Source organism: Paraburkholderia bannensis NBRC 103871, from assembly GCF_000685015.1.
Classification (GTDB): Bacteria; Pseudomonadota; Gammaproteobacteria; order Burkholderiales; family Burkholderiaceae; genus Paraburkholderia; species Paraburkholderia bannensis.
In genome coordinates, this window is the sequence record NZ_BAYA01000001.1 from 18,986 (window position 1) to 33,412 (window position 14,427).

The 14,427-nt window shown below is 65.3% G+C and carries 11 protein-coding genes; 5 read left to right on the forward strand and 6 right to left on the reverse strand.

Features of this window, described 5'->3' with window-relative positions:
- The first annotated feature begins 20 nt into the window (after positions 1–20).
- Both BBA01S_RS00085 and BBA01S_RS00090 read left to right on the forward strand, forming a co-directional pair.
- The gene (locus tag BBA01S_RS00085; protein WP_027814641.1) at positions 21–527 is read left to right on the forward strand and encodes a response regulator; all 507 of its coding nucleotides are present in this window, start codon (positions 21–23) and stop codon (positions 525–527) included.
- 208 nt (positions 528–735) lie between these two features.
- The gene (locus BBA01S_RS00090; RefSeq protein WP_027814642.1) at positions 736–2,736 is read left to right on the forward strand and encodes a hybrid sensor histidine kinase/response regulator; all 2,001 of its coding nucleotides are present in this window, start codon (positions 736–738) and stop codon (positions 2,734–2,736) included.
- A gap of 121 nt (positions 2,737–2,857) precedes the next feature.
- On the opposite strand, the gene mscL is transcribed toward BBA01S_RS00090, so the two are convergent.
- The 4 genes from mscL to mfd form a co-directional block, all read right to left on the reverse strand.
- On the reverse strand, positions 2,858–3,307 hold the full coding sequence (gene mscL / locus BBA01S_RS00095; RefSeq protein WP_027814643.1) for a large conductance mechanosensitive channel protein MscL: 450 nt from the start codon (positions 3,305–3,307) through the stop codon (positions 2,858–2,860).
- A gap of 171 nt (positions 3,308–3,478) precedes the next feature.
- The gene (locus tag BBA01S_RS00100) at positions 3,479–4,495 is read right to left on the reverse strand and encodes a threonine ammonia-lyase (protein WP_027814644.1); all 1,017 of its coding nucleotides are present in this window, start codon (positions 4,493–4,495) and stop codon (positions 3,479–3,481) included.
- A gap of 32 nt (positions 4,496–4,527) precedes the next feature.
- On the reverse strand, positions 4,528–5,808 hold the full coding sequence (gene argE / locus BBA01S_RS00105) for an acetylornithine deacetylase (RefSeq protein WP_027814645.1): 1,281 nt from the start codon (positions 5,806–5,808) through the stop codon (positions 4,528–4,530).
- 205 nt (positions 5,809–6,013) lie between these two features.
- Entirely contained in the window at positions 6,014–9,499 is a 3,486-nt protein-coding gene (mfd, locus tag BBA01S_RS00110) for a transcription-repair coupling factor (RefSeq protein ID WP_027814646.1), read from the reverse strand.
- Positions 9,500–9,763: 264 nt separating this feature from the next.
- On the opposite strand from mfd, the gene ispD reads away from it, so the two are divergent.
- The 3 genes from ispD to BBA01S_RS00125 all read left to right on the forward strand — a co-directional run bounded on the left by ispD (position 9,764) and on the right by BBA01S_RS00125 (position 12,356).
- On the forward strand, positions 9,764–10,477 hold the full coding sequence (ispD, locus tag BBA01S_RS00115) for a 2-C-methyl-D-erythritol 4-phosphate cytidylyltransferase (RefSeq protein ID WP_027814647.1): 714 nt from the start codon (positions 9,764–9,766) through the stop codon (positions 10,475–10,477).
- A 40-nt stretch (positions 10,478–10,517) separates the two neighbouring features.
- Positions 10,518–10,997 (forward strand): 2-C-methyl-D-erythritol 2,4-cyclodiphosphate synthase, encoded by a 480-nt coding sequence (gene ispF, locus BBA01S_RS00120; RefSeq protein WP_027814648.1) that lies wholly within the window; start codon positions 10,518–10,520, stop codon positions 10,995–10,997.
- Between the two features lie 219 nt (positions 10,998–11,216).
- Complete coding sequence (locus BBA01S_RS00125) at positions 11,217–12,356, forward strand: acyltransferase family protein (protein ID WP_042295493.1); 1,140 nt, start codon at positions 11,217–11,219, stop codon at positions 12,354–12,356.
- Positions 12,357–12,372: 16 nt separating this feature from the next.
- On the opposite strand, the gene BBA01S_RS00130 is transcribed toward BBA01S_RS00125, so the two are convergent.
- Both BBA01S_RS00130 and BBA01S_RS00135 read right to left on the reverse strand, forming a co-directional pair.
- Complete coding sequence (locus BBA01S_RS00130; RefSeq protein ID WP_027814650.1) at positions 12,373–12,921, reverse strand: peroxiredoxin; 549 nt, start codon at positions 12,919–12,921, stop codon at positions 12,373–12,375.
- 141 nt (positions 12,922–13,062) lie between these two features.
- Entirely contained in the window at positions 13,063–14,412 is a 1,350-nt protein-coding gene (locus tag BBA01S_RS00135) for an ATP-binding protein (protein ID WP_027814651.1), read from the reverse strand.
- Positions 14,413–14,427: the final 15 nt, after the last annotated feature.

Genomic DNA, 14,427 nt, shown 5'->3' on the forward strand with positions numbered 1-14,427 from the left:
ACGGCGACTACCGCGCCGGTATGCCGGGTGAGCGCGTGAGCATCGTCCTGATCGAAGACGATGACGGGCACGCCACGCTGGTCGAACGCAACCTGCGCCGCTCGGGCGTGTCGAATGGGTTCCTGCGCTTTCGCGACGGCCAGGAGGCGCTCGATTATTTCTTCGGCGCACCCGGCATACCTGGCGTACCTGGCACAACCGGACTATCCGGCGCGAGCGCGGCGAACTACCCGTCGCGCGAAGACCTGGCGAACTTCGTCGTGCTGCTCGACCTGCGTATGCCGCGCGTGGACGGCTTTGAAGTGCTGCGCCGGCTCAAGGCGGAACCGGTGACCGCCTCGGTGCCCGTGATCGTGCTCACCACCACGGACGATCCGCGCGAGATCGAACGCTGTTACGAGCTGGGCTGCAACGTCTACATCACGAAGCCCGTCGAATATGACGCGTTCATCGAGGCGGTGCGGCGGCTTGGATTTTTCCTGCAGGTCGTCAAGCTGCCGGCCGGGCATCGCTTTACGCGAGGCTGAGTGCATCCGGCCGAGTGGATCCAGAATTCGCGCCGGATTCAACCAGAATCCAAACTGAGTGTGCTGCGAGTGCGCCACTGAACGACAACACGCAAGGGCGTGCCGACGGCACGATTCCTTGCGCGAGAGAGATTGACCGAAGCATGACCATCATGACCCGACTGCGCATGCTCCACAGCTGGAGCGAGCTCCGAGGAACGCGACGCGCATGAACGAAGAAGCAACCTTGTTGGCGGGCGCGCATGTGCTCGTCGTCGACGATGACGAGGGCATTCTGCGGCTCGCGCGCAAATCGCTCGTGCGAGCCGGCGCGCGCGTGGACACCTGCGGCAGCGTGGCCGAGGCGAGCAGCGTGCTCGCCGCGCGCACGCCCGACGTGCTCGTGCTCGACTATCAGCTCGATGGCGCCGAAACCGGGCTCGACTTCTTCCGCCGCCTGCGCGCGGACAATGTGCGCGTGCCGGCCATCCTCGTCACCGGCTTCACCGACGAATCGCGCGTGATCGCCGCGCTGCGCGCGGGCGTCTCGGACGTCGTGCCGAAATCGGGCGACTATCTCGACTATCTGCCCGAAGCCGTGGCGCGCGTGCTCTCGCAGGTGTCATTGCAACGCGCCTCCGATCAGGCATTGCTATTACGCGACCGCGAGGAACACTACCGCACGCTGTCGGAGGCGCTGCCGCACCTCGTTTTCACCTGCGGCGCGGACGGCGACTGCGATTTCCTTTCGAAGCAGTGGCGCGATTACACGGGCCTCGATGCGGGCGCGTCGCACGGTCTGGCGTGGCTCGACGCCGTGCATCCGGACGACCGCGAGGACATCCGTCACACCTGGCTCAAGGCGGTTCGTAGCGACAACAACGATTACCGGCACGAGCTGCGCATTCGCCGCCATGACGGTACGTGGCGATGGTTCGATGTCCGCATCGTGGCGATGCGCGACCCGCATGGCGGCATCAACAAGTGGTTTGGCAGCTGCACCGATATTCACGCGCAGCGCGAATCGAGCGAAGAGCGCGAATTGCTGCTGGCTTCGGAACAGGCCGCGCGCCAGGCGGCGGAAGAGGCCAATCGCGCGAAAGACCGCTTCCTCGCCATGCTGTCGCACGAATTGCGCACGCCGCTCACGCCGGTGCTGGCCGGCACGCGCCTGCTCGAACAGATCCCGGGCCTGCCCGACGCCGCGCGCGCGGGCGTGCTGATGATCCGCCGCAATATCGAACTCGAAGCACGCCTGATCGACGACCTGCTCGATCTCACGCGTGTGGCCAACGGCAAGCTCGATCTCACGCTCGATACCGTCGATGTTCACGAAGTGATCGACGCCGTGCTCGAACTGTTCCATAGCGAAATCCAGATCAAGCAGCAGGACGTGCACGTCGAGCGCCATGCGCAGCATCACTACGTGCGCGGCGATCGCGCGCGCATGCAGCAGATGTTCTGGAACCTCGTGCGCAACGCCGCGAAATTCACGCCCGATGGCGGCCATATTTATGTGCGTACGCGCGACGAGCGCATGCACGTGGTCATCGAGGTCGAGGACACCGGCATCGGCATTGCGCCCGAGCAGATCGGCAAGCTCTTTCACGCCTTCGAGCAGGGCAGCCACAACATGACGCGCCAGTTCGGCGGGCTGGGCCTTGGCCTGGCGGTCACGAAGGCGCTGACCGAAGCGCACGGCGGCACGGTCAGCGCGAAAAGTCCGGGCGCGCACTGCGGCGCGACCTTCACGATCGTGCTGCCGACCGCCACGCCGGGCGCGGGCGCCGAGCAACCCGCTGATCGTTGCGGCCCGCACCAGGCGAGTGCGCTCGATATCCTGCTGATCGAGGATCACCAGGATACGGCCGAGGTGATGTCGCAACTGATCCGCGCGCTGGGGCACGACGTGGCGGTGGCGATGAGCGTGACGAGCGCGCTTGCGCTCACGGCCACCCAGCGCTTCGATCTGGTGGTGAGCGACATTGGCTTGCCGGATGGCTCGGGCATCGACTTTATCCGGGCGTTCCGCAAGGAGTCCTCGGTGCCGGCGATCGCGCTCACGGGCTTCGGCACCGACGACGATGTGCGCCGCAGCCTGGACGCGGGCTTTACCGCACACCTCACGAAGCCCGTCAATTTCGAGCAGCTCGAACACCTGATCGAGCAGGCGGCGATCCTGCGCGTGCAGCGCGCCGAACACGACGCGGCCAATCGTGCGACGTCCTGAATGTTCCGAACCTCCTGAATGTCCCTGCCGCCAGGCGCATCGACGTAAAAAAGCCCGCGTGCCTGAAAGGCGACGCGGGCTTTTTCCATTCGGTTTGGCGAAAAGCGTGCAAAAAACGTGGTTAGCGCGGGGTGTTCTTCAGCGAATCGCGGATCTCGCGCAGCAGCAGGACGTCTTCGGGCGTCGGCGCCGGTTCGGCGGGGGCCGGTGCAGCATCGGGCTGGCGCAGCTTGTTGATGAACTTCACCATCAGAAAGATGATGAACGCGAGAATGATGAAGTTGATCAGCACCGTGATGAACGAGCCATAGCCGAACACGGCCACGCCAGCGGTTTGCAGATCCTTGTACGAATCGGGATTGCCCTTGAACGTCGCGGGAATATTGCCGAGCCGCACGAACATGTTCGAGAAATCGAGGCCGCCCGTCACCACGCCGATCACCGGCATGATGAGGTCTTTCACGACCGAATTGACGATGCTGGAAAAGGCACCGCCGATGATCACACCGACGGCGAGATCCATCACATTGCCTTTGACGGCGAATTCCTTGAACTCTTTGATCATGCTCATGAGCGGGCTCTCCTTGAAGGGGGGCGGCACGGGCCTGGATACATAACGACGCATTGGCGCAATGATAGCGAACGCGTCCGCAACGCGGTAGCGATTTGACATTGCCTGACCTTTCGCCGATTGCAACACAACGCAAATCGGACTAATGCACGTCGCGTGCCCGCTTGCCCCCTAGCCGTGCTGCGCGAGCGAGATCTGTTCGTTCAGGCGCTGTGGGTCGGTGTTGGTGCCGCACAGCAGGACGCCTACGCGCTTGCCCTGCAAGGTATCGCGCAGCGGCCCGTAGAGCGCCGCTGTGGCCGTGGCGCACGCGGGCTCGACGGCCAGTTTCAGCTCGTCGAACAGCACGCGCATGGCGGCGCGTAACTGATCGTCGGAGACCGTCACGATGCCTTCCAGGTGGCGGCGGCACAGCGTGTAGCTGTATTGCTCGGTGTGCGGCGACATCAGCGAATCGGCGATGGTGTGCATGTGGGTTAGGCGCACCGTGTGGTTCGCCGCGAAGCTGCGGCTCATCGCGTCCGCGCCTTCGGGCTCCACGCCGTAGATGCGCACGCGCGGATTCGCCAGGCGCAGCGCCGTGGCCATGCCCGCTGCCAGTCCGCCGCCGCCGATCGGCACGATCACCGCATCGAGATCGGGCGATTGCGTCGCCCATTCATAGCCGAGCGTCGCCGTGCCCAGCACCGTGCGGTAACCGTTGAAGGGATGCACGAAGTAACGGCCTTCGTCGGCTTCGATGCGGCGCACGATGTCGAACGCCTCGTGACTGTCGTTCGCGCGCACGATCTCCGCGCCCAGCCGGCGGCACTGATCGACACGCGCCGCGCTCGCGGTATGAAACAGCACGACCTTCGCTGCGATGCCCAGCCGCATCGCTGCGTACGCAACGGCGATCGCATGATTGCCGCCGGATACGCAGGTCACACCCGCGCTGCGTTGGGCGTCGTTAAGCGCGAGCAGATGCGTGAACGCGCCGCGCACCTTGAAGCTGCCGCTGGCCTGCAGCAGTTCGAACTTGAAATTGACGAGCGTGTCGCCCAGCGAGGGCAGGTCGTGCCGGTCGAACACCGGCGTGCGCAGCACCCACGGCGCAAGCGTGAAGTGCTGGGCAGCAATGTCGTCGAGCGAGGGAATCGCCTCGCCGTCGATCGTGTGATCGGTGGGCAGCGGTGTGCCGGTGGACATGGCGCTCGGCCTTTTGACGCAGCGCGGCGGCTTCAGCGCGCCTGCGCGTCGACCGACAGGCCGCGCACGAGCTTGCGCAGGAATCCTTCGCAGGCCGAAAGTTGTTCGAGCGAGACGAACTCGTTCGGCTTGTGCGCCTGCTGGATATCGCCGGGGCCGCACACCACACTCGGAATGCCCGCGCGCGCGAACAGGCCGGCTTCGGTGCCGTAGGCGACCTTGCGGCGCGTCTGGTCAGAGGTGAGGGCGCGCACGAGTTGCGTGATCGCGGCTTGCTCCGTGTCGTCGAGGCCCGGCGCCGCGGCGATCTTCATGAACTCGATCGCGGGCGATGCGCCTGCCACGCCTTCGCGCTGCATCTTCGGCAGCAGGGTCTCGCGCGCGTATTGCTCGATGCGCGCGAAGATCGCTTCGGGATCGAGCGTCGGCAGGTTGCGGAACTCGAACGCGAACCGGCATTCCGCAGGCACCGTGTTGATGGCGTTGCCGCCCTCGATCGTGCTGGTCTGCGCGGTCGTGAACGGCACGTCGTAGAGCTCGTCGAACGGGCCTTGCGCGCGGAACTCGTCGGCCATGTCCCGGATGTAGCAAATCAGGCGCGCTGCGTACTCGATCGCGTTCAGTCCGCGCGGCGTGAGCGACGAGTGCGCGGCGTGACCGCGCACGCAGCACTGATACGTGTTGATGCCCTTGTGCGCCACGATCGGGCGCATGCTGGTCGGCTCGCCGACGATGCAGCCTTCCGGTTTCACGCCGCGCTTCACGAGCTCCTCAAGCATGAGCGGCGCGCCCACGCAGCCGATTTCCTCGTCGAACGAGAGCGCGAGGTGCAGCGGCTTCGCAAGTTTCGTCTGCTGGATTTCCGGCACCAGCGTGAGCGCCGCGCCGATAAAGCCCTTCATGTCGCAGGTGCCGCGCCCATAGAGCAGGCCGTCGCGGATTTCCGGCTTGAACGGATCGCTGTCCCATTTCTGGCCGTCGACGGGCACGACGTCCGTGTGGCCCGACAGCACGATGCCGCCTTCGGTCGAGCCGTCGTGCGCGGGCAGCGTGGCGAACAGATTGGCCCACTTGCCGTCGCGTCCGTAGGTCAGCGTCGATTCGATGCCGCGCGCGCGCAGGTCGTCGCGCACGGTTTCGATCAGGCCGAGATTCGGATTGCGGCTGACCGTGTCCATCGACACGAGGCGGGTGACCCAGGGGAGCGAAGCGGGAAGAGCGGCGGTAGAGGCGGGGGATTGCTGCGAATCGTGCTGCGAGGTTTGCTGCGAGTGTTGCTGTGAAGACTGCGCTGTTTCAGCGGTGATGCTCATGATGGGCTCCGGCGTGCTTGTCTTGCCCAATAGTACCCAAAAAGGGTGGGACTCGCCAAAGCCGGACGGCATGTTGCAGCACGCGCTGACGAAAGCGCGCTGCAACATGCTGCGGGGGCGGAGACGACGCCGGTTGGGGCGTCAGATCATCCGTTCAAACGTGCTGCCGGCTCATCGTACGTTGAGTACGTTGGCACGCTGGCACCTACGCACGCGGCGCCGAAGCCCGCGATGGCGCACCGAGCGCACGCAGCGTTTCCTTCACCGTCGCCACGCGCACCGCGAGATCGGGGCTGCGCGTTTCGATGCGCAGCTTGTCCTGGCCCGCGAGCTTCACGTGCTTGTGCTTTTGCACCATCTCGATGATCCGCATGGCGTCGATCGGCGGATTCGGCACGAATTGCAGGCCGATCACCGCTTCACCCGCGTCGATCTTGGTGATGCCGAGCGGCTTCGCGGCGAGGCGCAAACGATGCGTCTCGATCAGCGCATGGGCTTGCGGCGGCAGCTTGCCGAAGCGGTCGATCAGCTCTTCCTGGATGCCGTCGATCGAATCGTCGTGCTCGCAGTTCGCCAGCCGCTTGTAGAGCGACAGGCGTTCCTGCACATCGCCGCAATAGTCGGCGGGCAGGATCGCGGGCGCGTGCAGGTTGATTTCGGTCGTCGCGGCGAGCGGTGCGTTCAGGTCGGGCTCGCGGCCGTCCTTGAGCGCCTTCACGGCGTCGTTGAGCATGTCCGTGTAGAGCTGGAAGCCGATTTCCTGGATCTCGCCCGATTGCTTGTCGCCGAGCACCTCGCCCGTGCCGCGAATTTCCAGATCGTGCATCGCCAGATAGAAGCCCGAACCGAGCTCCTCCATCTGCTGGATCGCTTCCAGACGACGCTGCGCCTGCTTCGTGAGTCCTTGCGGATCGTGCACGAGCAGGTACGCGTAGGCCTGGTGATGCGAGCGGCCGACGCGTCCGCGCAACTGGTGCAACTGCGCCAGGCCGAACTTGTCGGAGCGGTGAATGATGATCGTGTTGGCGGTCGGCACGTCGATGCCGGTTTCGATAATCGTCGTACAGAGCAGCACGTTCGCGCGCTGCGCCACGAAATCGCGCATCACGGCTTCGAGTTCGCGTTCGTGCATCTGGCCGTGCGCCACGGCAATGCGCGCTTCGGGAACCAGCGCTTCGAGCATCGCGCGGCGATTCTCGATGGTCTCGACTTCGTTGTGCAGGAAGTACACCTGGCCGCCGCGCTTGAGTTCGCGCAGCATCGCCTCGCGGATCACGCTGTCTTCTTCGCGGCGCACGAAGGTCTTGATCGCCAGACGCTTTTGCGGCGCGGTCGCGATCACGGAGAAGTCGCGCAAGCCTTCCAGCGCCATGCCAAGCGTACGCGGGATCGGCGTCGCGGTGAGCGTGAGCACGTCCACTTCGGCGCGCAGGGCCTTGAGCGCTTCCTTCTGGCGCACGCCAAAGCGGTGTTCCTCGTCGATGATGACGAGGCCCAGGCGCTTGAACTGCACATCGGACGACAGCAGCTTGTGCGTGCCGATGACGATATCGACGCTGCCTTCGTTGATCTGCTGGATCGCGCTGCTGACTTCCTTCGCGCTCTTGAAACGCGAGAGCTCCGCGATGCGCACCGGCCACTCGGAGAAGCGGTCGGTGAAGGTCTGCGTGTGCTGTTCCGCGAGCAGCGTGGTGGGCGAGAGGATCGCCACCTGCTTGCCGCCCATCACGGCGATAAAGGCCGCGCGCAGCGCGACCTCGGTCTTGCCGAAGCCCACGTCGCCGCACACGAGACGATCCATCGGCTTGCCGCTCGTCATGTCGCCGATCACGGCGGCAATCGCGGCGGCCTGGTCGGGCGTTTCCTCGAAGCCGAAGCTTTCCGCGAACTTCACGTAGTCCTTCGGTTCAAGCGCGAATGCGTGGCCTTCGCGCGCGGCGCGGCGGGCGTAGAGGTTAAGCAGCTCTGCGGCGGTGTCGCGGATTTGCTGCGCGGCCTTGCGGCGCGCCTTTTCCCACTGGCCGGAGCCGAGCGCGTGCAGCGGCGCGCTATCGGGATCCGCGCCGCTGTAGCGCGAGATCACGTGCAACTGCGAGACCGGCACGTAGAGCTTGCTCGCGCTCGCGTATTCGAGGTGCAGGAACTCGGTGTCGCCTTCGCCGAGATCCATCGTCACGAGGCCGTGATAGCGGCCAATGCCGTGCTGTGCGTGCACGACCGGATCGCCCACCTTCAGCTCGGACAGGTCGCGCACCATCGAATCGACGTTGCTAGCCTGTTCCTGGCGGCGGCGTCCCGCACGGCGCGCGAGCGGCCCGTACAGCTCGGTTTCGGTGATGATCGTGAGCGCCTCGCCCGGCAGCGCGAAGCCCGTCGAGAGCGGCGCGACGCCCAGCACGAAGCGTTCGTCGCCGGTGAGCCAGTCCTCGAAACTGTCCGCCGTGGTGGGACGCAACTGGTTGTCCGCGAGCAGCTGCGCGATGGTCTCGCGCCGGCCCGCCGATTCGACCGCGAACAGCACACGGTTTTTCGTGGTGTCGAGATAGCTGCGCAAGGCCGCGAGCGGATCGTCGGCATGACGGTCGATCGCCAGTGTCGGCAGCGATGTGGCCCAGCCGCCCGCGCTTGCCGCCGGCAGCACGAGGCGCGCGAAGGGCTTGGCGAACGCGAAGAAGTCCTCGTCGGTCAGGAAGAGACGCTGCGGCTCAAGAATAGGGCGCTCGCGGTCGTGTGCGAGGAAGTTGTGGCGCTGTTTCGTATCGGCGGTGAAGCGGCGGATCGACGCATCCAGGTCGCCCGAGAACACCAGTTGCGCGTTCTGCGGCAGATAGTGGAACAGCGTGGCCGTTTCTTCGAAAAAGAGCGGCAGGTAGTACTCGATGCCCGCCGAGGGCACGCCGTTGCCGATGTCCTTGTAGATCGTCGCGCGGCTCGGGTCGCCTTCGAACACTTCGCGCCAGCGGCTGCGAAACGCCGTGCGTGAGGCTTCGTCGAACGGAAACTCGCGGCCCGGCAGCAGCCGCACTTCCTTGACCGGGTAAAGGCTGCGCTGGCTGTCCGGGTCGAACGCGCGGATCGAATCGACCTGGTCGTCGAACAGGTCGAGGCGATACGGCAGCGGCGAGCCCATCGGAAAGAGGTCGATCAGCGAGCCGCGCACGCAATATTCGCCGGGGCGCATGACCTGGCTCACGTGCTCGTAGCCAGCCAGCGTGAGCTGCGACTTGAGCTTCTGCTCGTCGAGCCGTTCGCCTTGCGAGAACGAGAACGTGTAGGCAGCGAGGAACGATGCGGGCGGCATGCGGTAGAGCGCCGTCGTGGCCGGCACGAGCAGGATGTCGCAACGGCCTTCGCCGAGGTCGTGCAGCGTCGCCAGACGCTCGGACACGAGATCCTGGTGCGGCGAAAACGTGTCGTAAGGCAGCGTTTCCCAGTCGGGCAGCAGGCGTACGCGCGCTTCGGGCGCGAAGAACGGGATTTCCTGGGCGAGGCGCTGGGCGTCCACGGCGCTTGCGCAGATCACCGCCAGCAGCGGGGCGCCGCCGTGGTCGCGCGCGGCCTCGCGGTAACGGGCGATCAGGAGCGCGTCGGACGAGCCGTGCGTGCCGTCGAACGCGTAGCGCTGCCCCGGCTTGACGACGGCGACCGGTGAAGCGGACGGGGACTTCGAGGATGCGGCGATTTCGGACATAGGGGCAACAGGTTGGCCTGGACGGTGGCGCAGGCAGGGAGCATACCAGGATGGAAGCTGGCCCGCGCGCGCACCGCCTGGGTGCATGCGATCCGGACGTAAGGCGATTCAGGGTCGTTCAGGACGGCCGTTTGCAGTCTTCGCAAGGCCGCCGGCGTGCCCGCAACGCGCGCCATCCGGGACAACTTGCGGACGTTGGGCGTGCGGGCGAGGCACCTATTATAAAATCCGTCCTTTACTTTGACTCATGCGGCTCGCGACACCGTGACCTCACGCCTATTTGCCCTGATTCCCTGCGCCGGTACCGGCAGCCGTTCGGGATCGTCCCTGCCCAAGCAATACCGCACGGTTGCGGGGCGCGACCTCCTGCACTATACGCTCGCGGCGTTCGACGCCTGCAGCGAATTCACCCAGACCCTGGTCGTCATTTCACCCGACGATAACCACTTCGACGCCCGCCGCTTCAGCGGCCTGCGCTTCGCGGTGCGCCGCAACGGCGGGGCTTCGCGCCAGGCGTCGGTGTACAACGGGCTCGTCGCACTCGCCGAATTCGGCGCCACCGACGACGACTGGGTGCTCGTGCACGACGCCGCGCGCCCCGGCATCACGCCCGCGCTGATCCGCTCGCTGGTCGACGCGCTCAAGGACGATCCGGTCGGCGGCATCATGGCGCTGCCGGTGGCCGACACGCTCAAGCGCGTCGCGCCCCATAACGTGCCGGGCGGCCCGCGCATCGAGCGCACCGAAGCGCGCGACGGTCTCTGGCAGGCCCAGACCCCGCAGATGTTCCGCATCGGCATGCTGCGCGGCGCGATCGAGCGCGCCCAGCAGGAAGGGCACGATCTCACCGACGAGGCGAGCGCGATCGAATGGCTCGGCCATTCGCCGCGCCTCGTGCAGGGCAGCCTGCGCAACTTCAAGGTGACGTACCCCGAAGACTTCGCGCTCGCCGAAGCCATTCTCAGCGCCGCGCATTAATTCATAGCGCCACCGAACCACCCACACGGAAACACCACACATGGACATCAGAATCGGACAAGGCTATGACGTGCACCAGCTCGTACCGGGACGCCCGCTCGTCATCGGCGGCGTGACGGTGCCCTACGACCGCGGGCTGCTCGGCCACTCGGACGCGGACGTGCTGCTGCACGCGATCACCGATGCGCTGTTCGGCGCCGCCGCGCTCGGCGACATCGGCCGTCACTTTCCGGATACCGACAAACAGTTCTACGGCGCGAACAGCCGCGTGCTGCTGCGCGAATGCCTGCGCCGCGTCGAGGAAGCGGGCTTCAAGCTGATCAACGTCGACAGCACCGTGATCGCACAGGCGCCGAAGCTGTCGCCGCATATCGACGCCATGCGTGCCTGCATCGCGGAAGACCTGAACCTGCCGCTCGATTGCGTGAACGTGAAAGCCAAGACCAACGAAAAGCTCGGCTATCTGGGCCGCAGTGAAGGCATCGAAGCGCAGGCAGCAGTGCTGCTCAAGCGCGCTTGAGGTTGTATTTGGAGCCTTAAAACAGGGGCTTTTATCGACCGACGGAAGTGCAGCGCAAGCGGCATGCCTCCAGTCTATCGATTCGCGAGAGCAGGGTGCATGCCCGCTCCTGCATGAAGGCGGTGGTTGCATCTGCAATCACCGCCTTTGCTTTTCTTGCCTTTTTATTTCCGTTTATTTCCCTTTATGCTGAAGACGTAACCGGAAGCGGAAAAGGCAATGACGGGACTCGAAAGACGCGTGAAAGGCCTCGACGGTCTCCGGGCGCTGGCCGTGATGCTGGTGTTCCTCTCACACAAGGCGCACGTCGATGTGGTCGACGCCGGCAAGATCGGCGTCTGGCTGTTCTTTCTGATCAGCGGCTATCTCATCATCGGCGAACTGCATCGCAACCGGCTGCGCGTCGAGCAGCATGCCGCGCGGCGTGACGCGGTGCTCTACGTTTTTTTCGTCAAGCGCGCGCTACGCATCTTTCCTGTCTACTACCTGCTGCTGATCGCGCTGACGATTGCACACGCGTTCTTCTATCAGCGCGATGTGCAACTCGGGCTGATGTGGCATTTCGTATTCCTGTCTAATTTCTGGGTCGGCATGGTGCGCGACGGATGGCCGGGGACGGTGTCGCATTTCTGGAGCCTGGCGGTCGAGCAGCAATTCTATCTGGTCGCGCCGTTCGCGCTGCTGTTCAACCGCGCCTCGCGCCATTTGGGCATTTGCATCGGCATGATCGTCGCGGCGGCGCTCGCGCATCTCGCGCTCTACGCGAGCGGCGCGATCGAGCCGCTCGTCTATGCGTTCTCGCCGTGGAATTTTGCGTTGCTGGCGCTGGGCGGCGCACTCGCGATTGGCGGCGAGCGCGTGCAGGTGGAAGGGCGCCTGCCTGCCGCGCTGTGGTGCGCGCTGGCGTTGGCGTGTCTTGGCGTGTTCGCCTTCGCGCGCGCCGATTGCCTGAGCTGCGAGGCGACGCAGCGCGCGGTGATCCCGGGCCTGTTCGATATCGGTCTTGCGTTATCGCTGGGCGCGGTGTTCCTGTGGATCGTGCGCCGCCAGGACAGCGCGCTGGTCGCCGCGCTGGAGGCTCGGCCGCTCGCGTATCTCGGCACCATCAGCTACGGCTTTTATCTGTTCCACAATCTCGTGCCGTCGCGGCTGGGCGACGCGCCTGCGCTGTTCGCGCGGTTGCATGTGCCGCCGTTCGCGCAGGCACTGCTGCCGCTCGTGTTGCAATTCGCGTTGTCCGTGCTGCTTGCGCATCTGTCGTGGCAGCTGCTGGAAAAGCGTGTGCTGGAGTGGAAGTCGCCGCTGAGCGCCGCGATCCGCAATCGTCTGCCCGCGCGTACCGCCGCGGGCCGGATTTGAGAGGCCGCTGTGAGCGTCAGAAGGTGGCGCCGCCAATTTCGCGTCCGCCCGGGCAGAGCTCGCCGGTTTGCAGCCCGTCGAGCACGCGCAGCACCTCGCTTGCGCTGCGCCCTACGTTGAGGCTGTTGACGGACACGTGCTGGATCGTGTTGTCCGGGTCGACGATGAAGGTCGCGCGCAGCGCCACGCCCGCTTCCTTGTCGCGAATGCCCAGCTGATCGATCAGCTCGCCCTTCACGTCGCCGAACGAGTAGTGATTGAGGCGGTTGAGTTCAGGATTCTCGCGCCGCCACGCGAGCTTCACGTATTCGTTGTCGCAACTGCCGCCCATCAGCACGGTATCGCGATCCTCGAATTCCTTTTGCAGGTGCGCGAACGCGACGATCTCGGTCGGACAAACTACCGTGAAATCCTTCGGATAGAAGTAGATCACTTTCCACTTTTCGGAAAAGGTCTGCTCGGTGATTTCGAGGAAGGCCGATTCGCCGTTTTCTTCCGGATGATTGAAGCCGGGCTTCGCGGCGGTGACGGTGAAGGCTGCCAGTTTGTCGCCCACGGTTTTCATGGCGTCGCTCCTTGAAAACGTCAAAACGAAGCGCGCGCCCCGTGCATGCGCTTCTTGTCTTCGATTGTGGCAGGGGACGGCGACGCACGCCGCGAGCCTGTGCGGCGGCGTGGTCGTATCAAAGGAGGCAACGGCTGGGGCTCAGGCGCCCTTGGCGAGCGGGAACTCGATGGTCACTTCGAGACCCGGGCCCGGGGCTCGATTGCGCAGGCGCAGAGCGCCGCGATAGCGGCCCACCAGACGCTGCACGATGGCCATGCCGAGGCCCGTGCCGTTCGCCTGCGTGCGGGCGCTGTCGACGCGGTAAAACGGCCGCGTGACGAGCGAGAGCTGGTCTTCGGGAATGCCCGGGCCTTCGTCGACCACGGACAGCTCCACGCGCGAATGCGACACGCGGGTTTCCAGCATGATGTGAGGAATGCCGTCCGATTCGCTCGCGCCGTACTTGCGGGCGTTTTCGATGAGATTGCCCACGATGCGGCGCACGTCGGTATCGTCGGCTTCGATCATCGCCGTGGGCGCGAGGCGCGTGATCAGGCGTACGCCGTCCTCGCCGGCCATGCGCGCGGCCATTTCGCTCGCGATCACCGACAGATCGACGCGCTCGGGCATGCGCTGCACTGGCCGCGCATAGTCGAGGAAGCGGCCGATGATCATGTCCATCTGCTCGATGTCGTCGACCATCGCATCCTTGGTTGCCTGGTCGGACGGACTCATCTCGGTTTCCAGCCGCAACCGCGCGAGCGGCGTGCGCAGGTCGTGTGAGATGCCCGCGAGCATCAGCGCGCGGTCGGCCTCAAGCTGGTCGAGGTCGCGCACCATCTGGTTGAACGATCGATTGGTTTCGGCGGCCACGCCCATGCCGCTTTCGGGCAGTGGCGCGGGCGACTGGCCCGAACCCACCATGCGCGCCGACATCGCCAGCCGCGCGAACGGCCGGTTCACGAGACTCGTGATGAACGCCGCGCCAAAGAGCGACAGCGCGAGCGCGGACACGCCCCAGCCGACCCACTGCAAGCCGGTGACGTTGTCGAGCTGGTCGCGGTCGAGCGCGACCCAGTAATCGTCGTCATCGATCTTGAAGCTGATCCACACGCCCGGAATGTCGTTCACGGACTGCGCGATGATGGTGTCGTCGCCCAGACGGCCGCGAATGTCATGCTCGATCAGGCGATTGAGCGATTCATCGGGCTGCAGCTTGTATTTGTCGGTGGTTTCGCGCGGATAGACGCGCACGCCCTCGTTGCTCTCCAGATCCTGCAACAGCGCGCGGCGCAAGTCGGGATCGGAATAGAGCAGGGCCGTGCGCGTGAGCTTGACGACGGCGACGAGCTGCAACGCCACGCGCTGCGCGCGCGGCTCGCGCTCGATCACGCGAAAGCTCTGGAACCATGCCGCGAGGCTGACCGCGATCAGCAGCGCGATCAGCAGGAAGGTGCGCCAGAACAGGTCACCGAACGCGAGCGTCAGGAGACGCCGGTCAATGCGCATGGGCCCTTCCCATCA

Excerpts from the sequence above, each read along its gene's own strand:
- BBA01S_RS00085 (WP_027814641.1), top strand. The coding sequence starts at position 21 with ATGCCGGGTGAGCGCGTGAGCATCGTCCTGATCGAAGACGATGACGGG.
- BBA01S_RS00090 (WP_027814642.1), top strand. The coding sequence starts at position 736 with ATGAACGAAGAAGCAACCTTGTTGGCGGGCGCGCATGTGCTCGTCGTC.
- mscL (WP_027814643.1), bottom strand. The coding sequence starts at position 3,307 with ATGAGCATGATCAAAGAGTTCAAGGAATTCGCCGTCAAAGGCAATGTG.
- BBA01S_RS00100 (WP_027814644.1), bottom strand. The coding sequence starts at position 4,495 with ATGTCCACCGGCACACCGCTGCCCACCGATCACACGATCGACGGCGAG.
- argE (WP_027814645.1), bottom strand. The coding sequence starts at position 5,808 with ATGAGCATCACCGCTGAAACAGCGCAGTCTTCACAGCAACACTCGCAG.
- mfd (WP_027814646.1), bottom strand. The coding sequence starts at position 9,499 with ATGTCCGAAATCGCCGCATCCTCGAAGTCCCCGTCCGCTTCACCGGTC.
- ispF (WP_027814648.1), top strand. The coding sequence starts at position 10,518 with ATGGACATCAGAATCGGACAAGGCTATGACGTGCACCAGCTCGTACCG.
- BBA01S_RS00125 (WP_042295493.1), top strand. The coding sequence starts at position 11,217 with ATGACGGGACTCGAAAGACGCGTGAAAGGCCTCGACGGTCTCCGGGCG.
- BBA01S_RS00130 (WP_027814650.1), bottom strand. The coding sequence starts at position 12,921 with ATGAAAACCGTGGGCGACAAACTGGCAGCCTTCACCGTCACCGCCGCG.
- BBA01S_RS00135 (WP_027814651.1), bottom strand. The coding sequence starts at position 14,412 with ATGCGCATTGACCGGCGTCTCCTGACGCTCGCGTTCGGTGACCTGTTC.